The organism is Lysinibacillus sp. OL1 (genome assembly GCF_004332175.1).
Taxonomy (GTDB): Bacteria; Bacillota; Bacilli; order Bacillales_A; family Planococcaceae; genus Lysinibacillus; species Lysinibacillus capsici.
Window position 1 is genome coordinate 97,701 of sequence record NZ_SJDS01000007.1, and the last position, 16,335, is coordinate 114,035.

The following is a 16,335-nucleotide window of genomic DNA, read 5'->3' on the forward strand; positions in this document are numbered from 1 at the left end:
AGCTAGGAAGATGCCTTTTAGAGGCATCTTTTTCTATGGAAAGAAAGTGGGGATTAAATGAAGATAGCAATTGGCACAACTAATAAAGCCAAAACAGAAGCAGTTGAAGTAATTGTTCGAAAATACTTTGAGGACTCACTCTTTACTCATGTCAAAGCTGCTTCTGAAGTATCAGATCAACCAATAAGTAATGAAGAAACGAGATTAGGAGCAATGAATCGTGCTAAAAACGCCTTGATTTTAACGGATGCAGAATTATCATTTGGTTTAGAAGGTGGCGTAACTGAAATCGATGATGAAATGTATGTTTGTAACTGGGGTGCATTAACTGTGTCAGACGGAACAATGATTACAGCGGCTGGCGCACAAATTATACTGCCAAAAGAAATTGCCCAGGAAATACGAACTGGTGGAGAACTTGGACCGATTATGGAGCAATATACAAAACGTCGAGATATTCGTCAGGGTGCTGGTGCTGTAGGTATTTTTACGCAAGGTTTAGTTAGTAGGCAGATGATGTTTGAGCATATTGTCTCACTTTTGCTTGGTCAATATTTGTTCACATTTTCACGAAAATAGTTAAAAAGAATTAGTGGTAAGAGGATAGTTAGGTTGCATCTTATGAATAATTTTTTTAAAATAGAAAAAAGTTAGTAGTGAAAGGAAGAGAGACATGTTGTTTTCATGGCTAAGAGCAATTGGCCTAATGCTTTTACTCCTTGTCCTTTCTGGCTGCAATCAATCTATTGATGATCAAATTGCTAATGGGCTCCAATTAACGGAGAAGGTTTTTGCTGAAGAGCCAGAAGAACATACAGTAGAAATTGGGGATATCAAATTATACTTACCTTCAAACTTTAAAATTGAAGACAGTTCAGATGCTTATAATATTGTGATTTCAAAAGGAAAAGAAAGCTACATTCTTTTTATCAATGATCGTGAAGCACAAGACAGTAAACTTTATTATAATCTTTTAAAAGAAAATGAAGCGGACAAAATTATTGAGGAATCAACTTTTGATAAGGATGGTCGTTTTGGCTTCACAGCGGTTCTAAAAACAGACGAAGAAAATGAAATGGAGCTCATTGTTAGCAGTGGTGGTGTGAAGATGACAACCATTTCAAAGGCTAAACAAATTGAAAATAATTTACGTGAGATGACGAAAATCGTTCATTCGGTTAAGATGAAGTAAATAGAAGGTATGAACAGAACGGTTCACAAACATGTGAGCCGTTTCATTTTGAAGTTAGGATGTGAAAAAGATGAAGCAAATAGAGTCTGAACAACTAGTCGAGCTATTAAAAAAGCAATTAACTGAAGAGAAATATGAATTTCATTTTGATAAAAAGTACGATAAATTACGCTTGAATCATAAGATGATTGAAAAAGGGATGGAGCTCTCTTTACCTGGAATCTTAGCAAAATATAATGAGAAGCAAGAGTCAGCGATTGAAGAAGTTGTATATACAATTGAGCAAACCTTTAATGCGATGGTACAAGAAAAAGAACAGGGTTTCCAAACGACTACACAGATTTATCCCGTGATTCGTGCCACTTCTTATCCACAGGCATCGAAAGAAGGGCATGCCTTTATTGCAACTGAGCATACAGCTGAAACGCGCATTTTTTATGCACTCGATTTAGGTAAAACGTATCGCTTTATTGATGAATCTATGCTAGAAGCCTTACAATTAACCGTAGAACAAATTCGAGAAATGGCACGCTTTTCGGTGAAACAACTACCAACCGCCTATAAAAAAGATGAGGTAGCAGGAAATATTTTTTATTTTGTCAATGTGAATGATGGCTATGATGCTAGCCGTATTTTAAATGAGAGCTTTTTAAAAGAAATGCAGGCACAAGTAGAGGGCGATATGACATTATCCGTGCCTCATCAAGATGTATTAATTATAGGTGATATTCGTAATGAAACAGGGTATGATGTATTAGCACAGATGACGATGCATTTCTTTGCAGTTGGTACTGTACCGATTACGTCATTATCTTTTATTTATGAAGATGGGGAACTAGAACCAATCTTTATCTTAGCAAAAAACAGAGTGAAAAAGGAGCAAGAATAACAATGAACGTATTTTACAACAAAGAGCATGTAGGAGATGTCTTACTAGTTCAACTAGCAACAGAGGCCATTGTGAAAACAGAAGTAGAGCGTGCTGGTGATATTGCTATTTTAAAGGAAGCTCAAACGGGAGAAATTAAAGCCTTCAATTTATTTAATGCGAGCAGTTACATCCAAACAGATGCAAAAGGATTAGTAGAAGTGACTCCAGAATTAGTAGCACAGCTAGCAGTGGCAATCGAAAAAAATGGAGCTAATATTAATCTTGATGTAGATTTTTCACCAAAATTTGTGGTTGGCTATGTAGAAACAAAGGACAAGCATCCAAATGCTGACAAATTGAGTATCTGTTCAGTCAATGTAGGAGAGGAGATACTACAAATTGTATGTGGTGCTCCGAATGTAGAAGCAGGACAGAAGGTAGTTGTTGCGAAAATTGGTGCCGTAATGCCTTCAGGAATGCTTATTAAAGAAGGGAATTTACGTGGTGTTGAGTCTTACGGCATGCTTTGTTCAGCGCGTGAATTAGCGATTCCTAATGCACCATCTGAAAAAGGAATTTTAGTATTACCAGAGGATGCTATAGTAGGTAGTGCTTTTGAAGCACCAACTAAATAAAAATCCCCCTATTAAAAAAAGAAATTATTAAAATTTAAATGTTTTATCATGATATTATTCCTTGTATCAAGGTGAAATGCCCTAAATCGTTATGTTACTAATATGCTAGTAGCATAACGATTTTTTTGTTTAGAATGAGCCTCTAAATGCAAGTTTCAAGACCGTTTTTATGGTATGCTTTTTGATGTAGACATTGAGCTATTGATAAATTTAAAACTAGACAATGCTATAAATGAAGTGTAAGAGAAATGAGTGAAACGAAGTGAACTGGTTTAAAAAACAAATTAGTAAATTTATTAATAAAGAAGATGAAGACTATGAGTATGAGGAATATTATGAGGATTATGGAGAAGTTCAGTCGGAGCAATTACATACACAAAAAGAACCACCAATCGCTAAGCAAAAGACTTTCCGTTTCCCTTTGATTGACGATAATGAAGGTGAGGCATCCTATACGTCCTCAAACGAAATGTATGATCAAATGGAAGATGATGATTATGGACAAATTGGGGATTTATCGTTACCAAAACATTTAAATCATCATATTGTCGATTCAAGTGTTTATGATGTAGAGGTTTCAGGAATACGAGATTTACTCGCAAATCGCTCTAAACGTACAGGTAGAAAAACAATGATGAAAAGTCAGCCTCCAGAACAAGAATTTCGTTCAAGAGCAAGCTTAGTGTTTCGAGATGCACAAAATGAAACAGCTACTATAAGCCCTATGACTGCACCTGAACCAAAAGAAAAGAGTCAGCGAAAAGAACAAAAAGTTGAAAATATTATGCCTGAGAATCGCAAACGATTTGTTCCAACAGATGTGCCTTCACCTGTCTATGGTTTTGCAAAACCAAGTCCCATCAAAGAATTATTAGATAAAAGAAAAGAGGAATACGAGAAGCAAGAAACCGATGTACAGGCAGTTGAAGCGGTTACTGTTGTAAAGCCTTTAAAAGAAGCGACAACAAATGAGGTCAATGAAAATATACTAGAAGAAAAAGAGCCGGCTAGCACAAACCAAACGGTTGTAACGGAACATCATGAGATCATTCAATCGAAAGAACTTTCGACAGTAAGTGAACCAATTATTTTTGAGGAAGAACTGTTGGTTGAAGAGAACGATGACAAGGAAAATTTGTCATCAAATGTAGCTGTGCCTCAAACGACTTCTTTTGCTATGGATTTTGAAGGGCAAGAGAAGGAGGCTGTGGTTCAAGATCAAACAGTTCAACAACTTTCAGCAGATCAATCCGAAATCCATGTCAAAGAAATGATTGTGGAACAAGTACAAATTGAAAATTCTACGATCCATATTGGAGAAGTTACTGTCGTTCAACCGTCAATGGATGACCAATCTCCTGATACTGCATCGAGGGAAGAAAAAAGTCGAATTCCATTTAATGTACTAATGTTAAAAACAGATAAAGAAAAATGGAGAATCCAACAGCAATTGAAGATGGCTCAGCAGCCTCTACGTGTAGAGAGAAAGCCAGAAACAGAGAAAAACAAACTAGTGGATGTGATGTCAGAAAAATCATCGTCCTTAGACAGTATGACAACAAATGAAATGTCCGTTTCACCACCAGAAGATGACAACGATTTCTATATGACAGAGAATGTTCAATTGCAAGTAGATGGTCCAGTGCAACTTGATATAAAAGATGAAGTAGAAAGTGTCACTACAAAAAGCAGTGCTGAAGAGCCTATTGCTGTAATTAAAATGGCTCCTGTTACATCAATGTCAAGTATCTCAACAAATGAAAGAATAGAAATTGAAAAAGCAACTGCTGATGAAATTTCTGCAACTATTGAGCCAGAGCTTGAGTTACAACCAGAACCAGAACTAGCTTCAGAACAGGAACAAGTGTCAGAACCAGAACAAGCTATTGAACCTGAAGTAGTTTCAGAAATTGTAGAGTATGCTCCAGTAGAATCTGTTGAGAATCAAGTAGCACCACAAGTAGTAGAAGTAGAAGCTGAGATACCAGCAAAGCCTGTACACGTCTATCAAAAGCCTACTGATGAATACCTAGAGCCACCAGAGGAAAAAACACAGGATACGGATTGGATGGAGCAACAGGGAGAAACATTAGTCGAAGCGCTATCTTATTTCCAAGTTTCTGCGCAAATTGAATCGATTATGCAAGGTCCTGCTGTTACTCAATTTGAAATAACCGTGAGCCATGGTACAAAGGTGAGTAAAATTCGAAACTTAGCAGATGATTTAAAACTGGCCTTAGCAGCAAAAGATATTCGTATTCAAGCACCAATTCCTGGGAAAAGTTCAATCGGTATTGAAATCCCAAATCGAGTATCACGAGCTGTTCGCTTATCTGAGGTAACAAATAGTGCCTCCTTCGTTGAGTCGGATTCACCATTAGAGGCAGCATTAGGACTTGATTTGACTGGAAAGCCTGTTACGTTAGATCTACGTAAAATGCCACATGGCTTAATCGCTGGTGCAACAGGTTCGGGTAAATCTGTTTGTATTAATTCTATTTTGGTTAGTTTATTATATAAAGCTGCACCACACGAGCTAAAACTCATGCTGATCGACCCTAAAATGGTAGAGCTGGCGCCATTTAACCATATTCCACATTTAGTTAGTCCTGTCATTACAGATGTAAAGGCGGCAACGGCTGCACTAAAATGGGCAGTTGAAGAAATGGAGCGCCGCTATCAACTATTTGCTCATGCAGGTGCACGTGATATTACACGTTTTAACGCCATAGCGGATAAAAATAATGAACATAGCCTGAAGTTGCCTTACATTTTAATTGTCATTGATGAGTTAGCTGATTTAATGATGATGTCTCCAGCAGATGTAGAGGAGGCCATTTGCCGTATTGCTCAAAAGGCACGTGCATGTGGTATTCATTTAATTGTTGCAACGCAAAGACCTTCAGTGGATGTTATTACTGGGTTAATCAAATCAAACATTCCTACACGTATTGCCTTTGCAGTTTCCTCTCAAATTGATTCTCGTACCATTTTAGATGGGCAGGGAGCAGAAAGGTTACTTGGTCGAGGGGATATGCTATATTTAGGTAATGGTATGTCAGCGCCAGTGCGTTTACAGGGAACTTTTGTTACAGATGATGAAATTGAATCAATTATTGAGCATGTTCGTGAACAGGGTGAGCCTGATTATATTTTCGATCAAGAGGAATTATTAAAGAAAACAGAGGTGTCGGCAGAACAGGACGATTTATTTGAAGATGTTTGTCGATTTGTCTATGAGCAAGGTGGCGCTTCTACCTCATTGATTCAACGAAAGTATCATATTGGCTATAATCGTGCTGCTCGTTTAATTGACATGTTAGAATCACATGGTTTTGTTTCGGAGGCAAGAGGAAGTAAGCCACGTGAAAGTTACATTACAGAAGAAGATTTAATTACTATGTTTGAATAAGAATTGCATTGTTTTCGTCTAGATTATCTAATTTACGTCGAATTTAGTTTTTTTAGAAAAGTTACACATCTATCCTTATGCATAAAAAGTGCTATAATAGACAAGATGTGTTGAATAGTACGTATTTTTTAACACTTGTGAAGGTATTAATACCTAACCATTCGTCAAATAATACGATACACCTAATAGATGATAGATGGGATATTGAAATTCCCGGGGGGTTTAATTAATGACAGTTTTTCATTTCACAGGCATTAAAGGTTCTGGCATGAGTTCGCTTGCACAAATCTTATTTGATGCTGGTGAACAAGTACAGGGCTCAGATGTCGATAAATATTTCTTCACGGAGCAGCCGTTACGTGAACGTAATATTCCAATTTTTACATTTAATGCAGATAATATTAAAGCAGGTATGACAGTGATCGCAGGTAATGCATTTTCCGATGATCACCCTGAATTAGTACGTGCTCGAGAAATAGGTGTAGAAGTCATTCGTTACCATAAATTTTTAGGTGAATATATTGGCAACTATACATCCATTGCCATCACAGGTGCACATGGTAAAACGTCTACGACTGGTTTAATGGCGCATGTGGTAGGTGGCTATAAACCGACATCTTATTTGATTGGTGATGGTACTGGGGCAGGTCATGAAAATGCTGATTTCTTTGTAATGGAGGCGTGTGAATACCGCCGTCACTTTTTAGCATATAATCCTGATTATGCTGTGATGACGAACATCGATTTTGATCATCCAGATTACTTCGCTAATATAGAGGACGTATATTCTGCATTTCAGTCATTAGCATTACAAGTGAAAAAAGCAATTATAGCATGTGGTGATGATGAACAGCTGCAACGTATTCAAGCAAAAGTACCAGTTGTTTATTATGGATTTGGTGCTGAAAATGATTTTGAAGCACGTAATGTTGAAAAAACAACTGAGGGTACAAAATTTGATGTTTTTGTACGTAATGAATTTTATAGCACTTTCTTTATCCCATTATTTGGAGACCATGCTGTTCTAAATACATTGGCGGTTATTACGCTATGTGAGTATGAAGGCATTTCTCCAGATATTATTCAGGAGCGTTTACACACATATAAAGGTGTAAAAAGACGTTTTACTGAGACGGACATAGGGGATAATGTTTTAATAGATGACTATGCACACCATCCAACGGAAATTCGCGCGACAATTCAATCAGCACGACAAAAATTTCCTGAACGTGAGCTAGTTGCGATTTTCCAACCACATACATTTACACGTACACAAGCTTTTTTACAAGATTTTGCGGATAGTTTGAGCCTTGCAGATACAGCCTATTTATGTGATATATTTGGTTCTGCGAGAGAAACGCAAGGCGCGCTTTCTATTCATGATTTAGCGTCACTTATTGAAGGCAGTGCAGTGATTACCACTGAAGGAATTGATATATTAACAAAACATAATGGCGCAGTATTCTTATTTATGGGCGCTGGTGATGTTCACAAGTTCCAAGATGCTTTTGAAGACGTGCTTAAAAACAATGAAACAGCTTAGTCCGTAGGGGTTAAGCTGTTTTTTCTCAAATTTAAGCAGGAATTCCGTTTTTTTTGTCGAAGATAGGGAAAGTAATAGTAAAGACAATTTACTAGCAGGAGGTAAACTTATGGAAGTGATTTTGTATATTGCAGCCATTATTGCTGCAATCGGTTTTTTAATTTTATGTGTGAGCGTGGGCATGACATTATTCTCGCTTAAATCCATTCTAAACAGCTTAGCTGGGACATTATCTGGGATTGAAGGCCAAATGGAAGGCATCACTCGCGAAACAACGTCTTTATTAACAAAAACAAATAGCTTAGCAGAGGATATTCAACATAAATCTGAACAATTAAATTCAGTAGTTCAAGCTGTTAAGGGTATTGGTGATTCCGTTAATGGTTTAAATAATTCTGTTCAGCAGATCACTTCTTCAGTTTCTAAAAGCGTAGAACAAAATGAAGAAAAAATTGCACAAGTTGTACAATGGAGTAATGTTGCGATGGGTATTGCTGATAAATGGAAAAAGCGCAAAATCATCGAGCAGGAAGCGGTATCACCAGATGTCTATGCATTTGAAACTGTGCAAGTAGAAGAAACACCAAAAAGAAAATGGGGTCGTAAAAAATGATAATTATTCAGTGAGTATTCTATGCTGGCTGAATAAAAATAAAGTCTTAGACATATAAGTTGAAGATGCATCTTTGAGATGGACAACCAGTCTAGACAAATTTGATAATTAGATGGGGAGGAATTGTTGCATGACAACTCAAAAGCCAAATTTTAACGAAGTAAAGGAACAGCAGCTTGAAAGTTCTTTGCCTCAGCTTTATCATCCGCAAGACTCGATTTATGAAGAGGAGCGTGTAAACATGAAGGATTTTGTGATTGGCGCATTAGTTGGTGGAATCGTAGGGGCTGCTGCAGGTCTACTGTTAGCTCCAAAGTCAGGAAAAGATTTACGCAGTGATGTGGCTGTACAAGCTGTTCAGCTAAAAGATAAGAGTGCAGACTTCTCGACAACTGCAAAAGATAAAACAGTTCAACTTTCTAAACAAATTCAAGAGCAATCTACACAATTAGTAGAGAAAGTAAAAACACTAAAAACGGCAAAAGCACCAACTGTTTTTGATGATGGTACAGTTTCCTTTGAAGGGGAAGAACCATTAGAGGATTACATTCCAAGTGAGGAACCAAAAGCCGAAGAAACGACAGAAAAAGCTGATCAAAAAGAAGAAACAACTGAAGAAGTTCGTGCATAATGCATAATATAAAGGGATACGTTACAAGATAAAGTTGTAACGTATCCCTTTTTTTAAATGATAGGTGTAGCTTCTAGTATTATTTCTAATTGATCGCCACCAAATATTTCTGTATCAAAGCTCGCCGGCTGACCATTCCTTAAAATCGTAAAATTCCCCTTAAAGGCACTTGGTAGTTGCCAATTAGAGAATCGAAAAACATCTTGATAAATCCAACGACTGCGATCCTTTTCTTTAAATACTAAAGTCGCTCCATTGTGTACAGTGGACTGTGGAGATACAACCATTTTATTAACAATCGCTTCATTTGCAGTCTTCTTTAGTTCCAAAACTTCCTGTTGGAAATGAATAATGATTTTATCCTCTAGCAAAAGATTCATTTGATCCGCGATATGTTGTACTGTGGGTAGAGATGGTTGTTGGAAGCTTATCACATCTCCATGTTGTACAGCATAGCTCAATTTAGCAACTTTTCCATTAATCATTAACTGAGGAGAAAATTCTGGTAAATATAAAGGTTGTCCATCCACTTGAATCGTATAGGACTCAAATTGCTTTAACAAATGCCAATTATTAGTGATTTTAAATACATCCTCAATTGTTTCAGCTATATCAAAAGCGACGATATCACGATCATGTAAAACGGTATCGAGTGATGCAGAAGAGTTATTGACAGTAATTTTTGGCTCAATCACATATTTGGTGTTTTGGATTGTCACTGTCTTTATTGCTGCCTCATCTATAAGATCTCTTACTGTAGCCGTCGCCTGCTGTCCGTCTTGGCCTTCGATTAACTGAATGGCATCGCCAGTTTTAATCAGGGTTTTAGTTGATGCCTGTTGCCCGTTTACCATTATTTCAGCAGGGTGGCCATGTTCACCTGGTATAAAAATGTCCTGTCCGTTGACACTGATAGATAGCCCATGTCCTGGTTTTCCATATAATTGCTTTGCGCGAATATTTGCAGCTAGAAAGGCATCAGCCACAGTCATTTCTTTTAGTTCAAAAAGGCGAACCACTTGATTATTGACTGTTAAACTCATATATTGAATCGGCATCTTTTTAGCAGCAATGGCAATGCCAATAGGAGTGACTAATTCAGGTGAGGCTTTTATGTGTTCTTCTTTTGTCAAGTTTTGAATAGCATCAATGCCTCGAACAGCAATACGATTAGCTGGTAAATCTAGAACTTGACCTAGTTCTATCGTAAGGTTGGGTGTTAAACTACCGCCACCAACCAGCATAACGGCTTTGGGTGCTACTCGGTTATTGAGTCGTAAAATTTCTTCTCCAATCGACTTCGCCAACTGTTTCACTGCAGGCTCAATTGCTAAAAAAACTTCTTCCTTGGGATAGAACTGATCAAAGCCTAGAATATCTTGAATCAATATCTCTTCAGCTGTTTGTAGCTGACGTTTAGCCTCTTCAGCTACAGGGAAGTCTAGCAAATAGTGGTCGCTTAAAGCTTCTGTTATTTCATCGCCAGCTGTAGGGACCATGCCATAAGCTACAACTGTACTTTTATCCGTAATGGCAATATCTGATGTCCCTGCCCCTATATCAACAAGGGCCACATTTAAGCGACGCATCGTTGGAGGAATCAGCACATTAATAGCAGCAATCGGTTCTAACGTCAATGCTTCCATCTCTAAATCAGCTCGTTTAAGAGCGGCAATCAATGATTCCACCACTACCCGAGGTAGAAACGTTGCTATCACTTCGATTTGGGCTTCATCCCCTTGTTGATCCAACAGGCTTCCAATCTCCTCGCCATCCAAGCGATAATACAGGACTGAGTAGCCTACACAATAATAGTGGCTAATTTTTGCATCCTCTTTTTGTTGCAAGAGTTGCTGCTGTGCTTGTTGAACAGCCTGAAGTTCCAAGCGACTAATATCTTCTTCAGTAAAAATGGGTCGATTACGTATATGGATGGTCACACTAGCTTGTTCAGTTTTCAAAGATCGACCTGCTGCAGCAACACTTACCTTTGTAAGAGGCCCATGTTTCTCTTCAAGTTCACGTTTTATTTCATTAATTAAATCTGCCACATACATGACATTATGTATTTGTCCATCTACCATGGCACGTTCTTTATGCTCTTTTACCAAAATATCTTCCACATGAAAATGGTCATTTTCTTCTTGTAGAATAATCCCGACCACTGAGCGAGTGCCAATATCAAGTGCGAATAGTTTAGAACTCAATGTAATCGCTTCCTTTCGCGTCATACTTGAAAATAATTTAGCGAGTTGAAGCGCTAAATTAAAAATGCGTGACATTCTGAACAACATTGATTATAATAATGCTATTATCTAAAAATGTAACATACATTTCAGAGTTCTGAAAGTGTCTGTCATGAGGAGAGGAGCAAGAAAGCATGAGCCAAAAAGATTTAGAAAGCTTACGTAGTCAAATAGACGGTTTAAACTTAGAAATTCTTCGTCTAATTAATGAACGTGCAGCTGTAGTTGATGAAATCGGTAAAATTAAAGAAAAACAAGGTGTGAATCGCTATGATCCGCTGCGTGAAAGACACATGCTTGATCTTATTAAAGAACACAATCAAGGTCCATTAAACCAAATGACGGTTGATTATATATTTAAGCAAATCTTTAAAACAGCTTTAAAACAACTTGAAGCTGATAAGAAGAAAGAGTTGCTTGTATCTCGTAAGAAGAAGTCAGAAGATACAATTATTAATATCAATGGTGAATTAATTGGTCAAGGAAAACCTTCTTTCGTATTCGGTCCTTGTGCGGTTGAGTCTTATGAGCAAGTAGCAGCAGTTGCCGCTTCTATTAAAGCAAAAGGTGAAAAGTTAATTCGTGGTGGTGCTTATAAGCCACGTACTTCTCCTTATGACTTCCAAGGTCTTGGATTAGAAGGTCTGAAAATCTTAAAACGTGTGTCTGAGGAATATGGTTTAGGTGTTATTACCGAAATCGTGACACCAGGTCATTTAGAGGAAGCATTGGATTATATTGATGTCATTCAAATTGGTGCACGTAATATGCAAAACTTTGAATTATTAAAAGCAGCAGGTGCAACAAATAAACCTGTCTTATTAAAACGAGGTTTAGCTGCAACAATTGATGAATTCATTCATGCTGCAGAATACATTATGTCTAAAGGAAATGAAAATATTATCCTTTGTGAACGTGGTATTCGTACTTATGAAAAAGCAACACGTAATACATTAGATATTTCAGCCGTACCAGTTTTAAAACAAGAAACGCATTTGCCAGTATTCGTAGATGTTACACACTCAACAGGGCGTCGTGATTTATTATTACCATGTGCAAAAGCAGCTATTGCAATTGGTGCTGATGGCGTTATGGCAGAGGTGCATCCAGATCCATCTGTGGCATTGTCTGACTCACAACAACAAATGGACATCCCAACATTTGACGCATTCTATGAAACGCTACAAAAATTCATGAAAAATCATGAAATTCATGCTTAATTGTTAACAGCGAACACCGCTTGCTTACTTCGGCAGGCGGTGTTTGTTATATCGTGACAAAATAATGTCTAGAATAGGACTATTAGTACTTGGTTTTCACGTAGTTCTTCTTGAAAATAATATGAAAATTATCGTATGATAAGGCTATAATAGGAAAAAAGGGAGGCACGTACGATGACTGTTACAATTTATGATGTTGCAAGAGAAGCAAATGTTTCCATGGCAACGGTCTCTCGTGTAGTCAATGGTAATCAAAACGTAAAACCAGCAACACGAAAAAAAGTACTAGAAGTAATTGAACGATTAGAATACCGTCCAAACGCAGTAGCGCGAGGTTTAGCAAGTAAGAAAACAACAACAGTTGGCGTGATTATCCCAGATATTGCAAACAATGTTTATGCGGAGCTGGCTCGTGGTGTAGAGGATATTGCCACAATGTATCGTTACAATATTATTTTAGCCAACTCAGATCAACATGAAGATAAAGAGCTACAGCTACTGGATACAATGCTTGGAAAACAGGTTGATGGTATTGTCATGATGAGTGATGAGGTTACAGAAAAGATGCAGCAAACGATGGATCATTCGCCAGTACCAATTGTGCTTGCAGGCTCTGTGGATGAATCCCAAACAATTGCAACTGTGAATATCGATTATTTCCAGGCGGCTTATGAAGCTATTTCATTACTTATTCAAAATGGCCATACACGGATTGGTTTTGTAACTGGCCCACTTTCGTATACAATTAACGGAAAATTCAAGCTAGCAGCCTATAAGAAAGCATTGCAGGATGCTGGTTTACCAATAGATGAAGCATTAATTGCTGCAGAAGAGTCCAGCTATGATATGGGCTTAGAGGCTTGGGAGATTTTATCTGCTCTTGAACAGCCACCAACAGCTTATTTTGCAGGAAGTGATGAATTGGCCATCGGTTTAATTCATGGCGCACAAGATGCGGGCAAAAATGTTCCAGAAGATATTGAAGTTATCAGCTTTGAGAACTCAAAGTTAGCACGAATGGTTCGGCCACAGTTAACAAGTGTCGCGCTACCGCTTTACGATATTGGAGCTGTTGCAATGCGCCTGCTGACAAAATTAATGAGCAAGGAAACTGTCGAGGACGAAGCGGTTATTTTACCACACCGTATTGAGCATCGACAATCTGTCAAAAGTAAATAATGATACCTAACACGTAAATCGCTTATGAAGGATTTGCGTGTTTTTCTTTGCTGGATGGAACGTCAAAAATAGCGGATAGCGTTTCAAAAGTGAGGGATAGAACAATAGAATTGATGGATATACGACCAAAAGCAATCAAAAAAAGCCCCACGAATATCGTGAGGCCAACAAATTAATCCCGTCTTTCATTCCGAATAATATGTAGCGCTTTGGCTAACATTTGAGCATTCTTTTCCTCTATTTCTGCTTTACGAGGAATGGGCTCATATAAAGGAATCGGGTCCTCCCATGTTGGAATAAAAGGAACGGGGGCTTCTGGTTGCCAGCGATCCAGCCATGCATGAGGGAGTGGTCCTATTGGTAACGCTTGGTCAGTCATTTCCAACCATAACATGGACCAGGCACGGGGTACCACTCGCCAAATATCGTAGCCACCGCCACCCACTGCAATCCATCGACCATCACAATATTCATGTGCTAATTGATGAGCTAGCTTAGGAATTTCGCGATAAATATTCATTGTTCCATGTAAATGTGTTAATGGATCAAAATAATGTGCATCTGCACCATTTTGCGTTAATACAACATCTGGCTTGAAAAATTCAAAAATCTCTCGCATGGACTGTTCATAGATCTCTAGGAAACTTTCATCCTCAGTAAATGCATCCATGGGAAAATTAAACGAGGTCCCATAGCCTTGACCATTGCCGCGTTCAGTAATATTTCCGGTTCCAGGGAATAGATAACGACCAGTTTCATGTATGGACAGTGTACAAACATTAGGATCCTCATAAAAGCTCCATTGGACACCATCTCCATGATGAGCATCTGTATCTACATAAAGTACACGCGCGTTGTACTTTTCCTGCAAGTAACGAATAGCTACTGTGCTATCATTGTAAATACAAAAACCGGATGCACGACCACGGAAACCGTGATGGAGTCCTCCACCAAGGTTAAGGGCGTGTTCGGCTTTTCCTTCCATTACATAATCAACAGCGGTTAAAGTTCCACCAACTAGCTGTGCACTTGCTTCATGCATATTTTCAAAAATGGGGGTATCTTCAGTACCAATTCCATAGCTTTCACATTGAGCTTCTGATAATTCACCATGTCCTGCTTTTTTTACGATATCTATATATTTTGAATCATGTGCAAGCAATAGCTCTTCTTCTGTTGCAACACGTGCTGGTACAATATCTACATCATCGAGAGCATTTATATTTTTTAGTAGATCCATAGTTAGCGTCAAGCGTTTATGATTGAAAGGATGTGTATCTGAAAATTTATATCCGAGTTGTTCTGGCGAGTATACGAATACGGCCTTTTTCATTATAGCGAAACACCCGGTAAATTTGGCCATAGGACATCAAAGCCCTCTTTGCGTAGATCTTCAATCATTGCTAAAGGATTTAGTGTTTTTACTCGGACGCTTAAAATTTTGTTTTGTGTATTTTCAGAGTCAGGATAAACTAAGACGCTTTGAACATTGGCATGATGTTGATGAAATATTTTTGTAATTTCAAATAAAACTCCCGGTGTATCGGATACCCGAATCTCGATTTTTGACCCAGGCTCTGTAGCACCAGTCAGCTCTATATATGTATAGAGTAAATCTGTTGTCGTAACAATGCCTACCAATTTTCCTCCAGAGACGATAGGTAAACAGCCTATTTTTGATTCGTAAAAAGTAAGTGCTACCTCTTCAACAAAATCTAGTGGATGACCTATAAGTGGGTCTTTCACCATAATATCCTCTACTTTTGCATTAAAAATAGGAGAGTTTGGTTCATCCTGCAAAGATGAGGGCAAGACCTCTTTAATATCTCGTTCAGTAATTACACCTAAAACGTGATGTTCTTCATCTACAACTGGTAAATGACGAACCTTCTTTTCACGCATTAACTTTAGTGCCTCCTGCACTGTATTGGTAGGAGCTAATGTATAAGGCTTATCATTCATAATTTCTTCTACAATCATATATGCATCCCCTTTGTATTAGTTTTAATACATGAAACGATTTCTAAAACGAAGTCTATCAAATCTTTCCATTGTCTCAGGAGGCACCCGTTTTCCTTCGCGTGCCATCAGGCAATTGGCTGGATGTGATGTAATTTCAGGATCATCTGTTGCAAAATATTCGAAACCAGCAGAACTCATCATTCTTTCCATCATTTTACGATAATCCCAAACATTTAAACCAGTTCCTTTTAAATCCCAATGCCAATAGTACTCGGTAGTAATCACAAGATAATCTTCCATTTCATCCCCCATAAATGAAACGGCTAATAGTGCTTTCCCTGCACCAGTACCACGGTAGTCTGGAATGACTTCAATGGCACCTAATTCGATCATGTCATCGATACGATCTTCTGCCCATCGTTCAAGTGGATCAGGGTAAAGATAGGTAACATAGCCTACAATAATATCTTCGTTTCGAATAATAATAATTCGGCCTTCGGGTAGTCCAGCAATTTCTATAATGGCCTGCTGTTGCTGTTTTGGAGGTCTGAAGGCAACCAAGCCTTCATGGAATGAATATGTAGCTAATTTTTCTGGAGGCACAGGTCCTTCCACATACACAGTACCATGCTTTGTTTCCTTTGTGACAGAAAAAAAAGTTTTTTTATGTTCCATAATTACACCACCTGAGTTTAATAATTCCATTATAGCTGATTTCTTGCGTAAAAACGCTTATTTTTGCAAAATATACCTGTATTTTTGGAAAAATAAAAATATTAAGACAATCTATCCGAATTCGTGTAAAATAGGATTATATTGCTTCTGTTATTT

General features: G+C 37.9%; 14 protein-coding genes. 10 read left to right on the forward strand and 4 right to left on the reverse strand.

The window, feature by feature from the left end; genetic code table 11:
• The first annotated feature begins 57 nt into the window (after positions 1-57).
• From EW028_RS13915 to EW028_RS13950, 8 genes are all read left to right on the forward strand, one after another.
• On the forward strand, positions 58-579 hold the full coding sequence (locus EW028_RS13915) for a DUF84 family protein (protein ID WP_131521304.1): 522 nt from the start codon (positions 58-60) through the stop codon (positions 577-579).
• 94 nt (positions 580-673) lie between these two features.
• Complete coding sequence (locus tag EW028_RS13920; RefSeq protein WP_131521305.1) at positions 674-1,192, forward strand: hypothetical protein; 519 nt, start codon at positions 674-676, stop codon at positions 1,190-1,192.
• Positions 1,193-1,262: 70 nt separating this feature from the next.
• Positions 1,263-2,081 carry a DUF1444 domain-containing protein gene (locus tag EW028_RS13925; protein WP_131521306.1) on the forward strand — a complete coding sequence of 273 codons (819 nt, stop codon included), beginning with the start codon at positions 1,263-1,265 and terminating at the stop codon, positions 2,079-2,081.
• 2 nt (positions 2,082-2,083) lie between these two features.
• The gene (gene ytpR / locus EW028_RS13930; protein ID WP_131521307.1) at positions 2,084-2,698 is read left to right on the forward strand and encodes a YtpR family tRNA-binding protein; all 615 of its coding nucleotides are present in this window, start codon (positions 2,084-2,086) and stop codon (positions 2,696-2,698) included.
• Between the two features lie 262 nt (positions 2,699-2,960).
• Complete coding sequence (locus EW028_RS13935) at positions 2,961-6,110, forward strand: DNA translocase FtsK (RefSeq protein WP_131521308.1); 3,150 nt, start codon at positions 2,961-2,963, stop codon at positions 6,108-6,110.
• Between the two features lie 229 nt (positions 6,111-6,339).
• Entirely contained in the window at positions 6,340-7,653 is a 1,314-nt protein-coding gene (gene murC / locus EW028_RS13940) for a UDP-N-acetylmuramate--L-alanine ligase (protein WP_131521309.1), read from the forward strand.
• 109 nt (positions 7,654-7,762) lie between these two features.
• The gene (locus EW028_RS13945; RefSeq protein ID WP_131521310.1) at positions 7,763-8,266 is read left to right on the forward strand and encodes a DUF948 domain-containing protein; all 504 of its coding nucleotides are present in this window, start codon (positions 7,763-7,765) and stop codon (positions 8,264-8,266) included.
• Between the two features lie 130 nt (positions 8,267-8,396).
• Entirely contained in the window at positions 8,397-8,897 is a 501-nt protein-coding gene (locus EW028_RS13950) for a YtxH domain-containing protein (RefSeq protein WP_131521311.1), read from the forward strand.
• A gap of 53 nt (positions 8,898-8,950) precedes the next feature.
• Here the strand turns inward: EW028_RS13950 and pilM are convergent, their stop codons facing one another.
• Positions 8,951-11,104 (reverse strand): pilus assembly protein PilM, encoded by a 2,154-nt coding sequence (pilM, locus tag EW028_RS13955; protein WP_131521312.1) that lies wholly within the window; start codon positions 11,102-11,104, stop codon positions 8,951-8,953.
• Between the two features lie 173 nt (positions 11,105-11,277).
• Here pilM and EW028_RS13960 point away from each other — a divergent pair, with 173 nt between their 5' ends.
• Positions 11,278-12,363: a bifunctional 3-deoxy-7-phosphoheptulonate synthase/chorismate mutase gene (locus tag EW028_RS13960; RefSeq protein WP_004226108.1), complete on the forward strand. Its 1,086-nt coding sequence runs from the start codon at positions 11,278-11,280 to the stop codon at positions 12,361-12,363.
• Positions 12,364-12,537: 174 nt separating this feature from the next.
• Entirely contained in the window at positions 12,538-13,542 is a 1,005-nt protein-coding gene (gene ccpA, locus EW028_RS13965) for a catabolite control protein A (RefSeq protein ID WP_048393506.1), read from the forward strand.
• A gap of 172 nt (positions 13,543-13,714) precedes the next feature.
• Here the strand turns inward: ccpA and EW028_RS13970 are convergent, their stop codons facing one another.
• From EW028_RS13970 to EW028_RS13980, 3 genes are read right to left on the reverse strand one after another with little or no spacing between them, the layout of a single operon-like run.
• Positions 13,715-14,875, reverse strand: a complete 1,161-nt coding sequence (locus EW028_RS13970) for an acetoin utilization protein AcuC (protein ID WP_131521313.1) — start codon at positions 14,873-14,875, stop codon at positions 13,715-13,717.
• Positions 14,875-15,522: an acetoin utilization AcuB family protein gene (locus tag EW028_RS13975; RefSeq protein WP_131521314.1), complete on the reverse strand. Its 648-nt coding sequence runs from the start codon at positions 15,520-15,522 to the stop codon at positions 14,875-14,877. Before EW028_RS13975 ends, EW028_RS13970 begins: the two co-directional genes overlap by 1 nt.
• Before the next feature lie 24 nt (positions 15,523-15,546).
• Positions 15,547-16,179, reverse strand: a complete 633-nt coding sequence (locus EW028_RS13980) for a GNAT family N-acetyltransferase (RefSeq protein WP_131521315.1) — start codon at positions 16,177-16,179, stop codon at positions 15,547-15,549.
• Between the last annotated feature and the right edge of the window lie 156 nt (positions 16,180-16,335).

Bases quoted from the DNA above. Each gene is read 5' to 3' on its own strand.
- EW028_RS13915 (WP_131521304.1), top strand. From the start codon at position 58: ATGAAGATAGCAATTGGCACAACTAATAAAGCCAAAACAGAAGCAGTT.
- EW028_RS13920 (WP_131521305.1), top strand. From the start codon at position 674: ATGTTGTTTTCATGGCTAAGAGCAATTGGCCTAATGCTTTTACTCCTT.
- EW028_RS13925 (WP_131521306.1), top strand. From the start codon at position 1,263: ATGAAGCAAATAGAGTCTGAACAACTAGTCGAGCTATTAAAAAAGCAA.
- ytpR (WP_131521307.1), top strand. From the start codon at position 2,084: ATGAACGTATTTTACAACAAAGAGCATGTAGGAGATGTCTTACTAGTT.
- murC (WP_131521309.1), top strand. From the start codon at position 6,340: ATGACAGTTTTTCATTTCACAGGCATTAAAGGTTCTGGCATGAGTTCG.
- EW028_RS13945 (WP_131521310.1), top strand. From the start codon at position 7,763: ATGGAAGTGATTTTGTATATTGCAGCCATTATTGCTGCAATCGGTTTT.
- EW028_RS13950 (WP_131521311.1), top strand. From the start codon at position 8,397: ATGACAACTCAAAAGCCAAATTTTAACGAAGTAAAGGAACAGCAGCTT.
- EW028_RS13960 (WP_004226108.1), top strand. From the start codon at position 11,278: ATGAGCCAAAAAGATTTAGAAAGCTTACGTAGTCAAATAGACGGTTTA.
- ccpA (WP_048393506.1), top strand. From the start codon at position 12,538: ATGACTGTTACAATTTATGATGTTGCAAGAGAAGCAAATGTTTCCATG.
- EW028_RS13970 (WP_131521313.1), bottom strand. From the start codon at position 14,875: ATGAAAAAGGCCGTATTCGTATACTCGCCAGAACAACTCGGATATAAA.
- EW028_RS13975 (WP_131521314.1), bottom strand. From the start codon at position 15,522: ATGATTGTAGAAGAAATTATGAATGATAAGCCTTATACATTAGCTCCT.
- EW028_RS13980 (WP_131521315.1), bottom strand. From the start codon at position 16,179: ATGGAACATAAAAAAACTTTTTTTTCTGTCACAAAGGAAACAAAGCAT.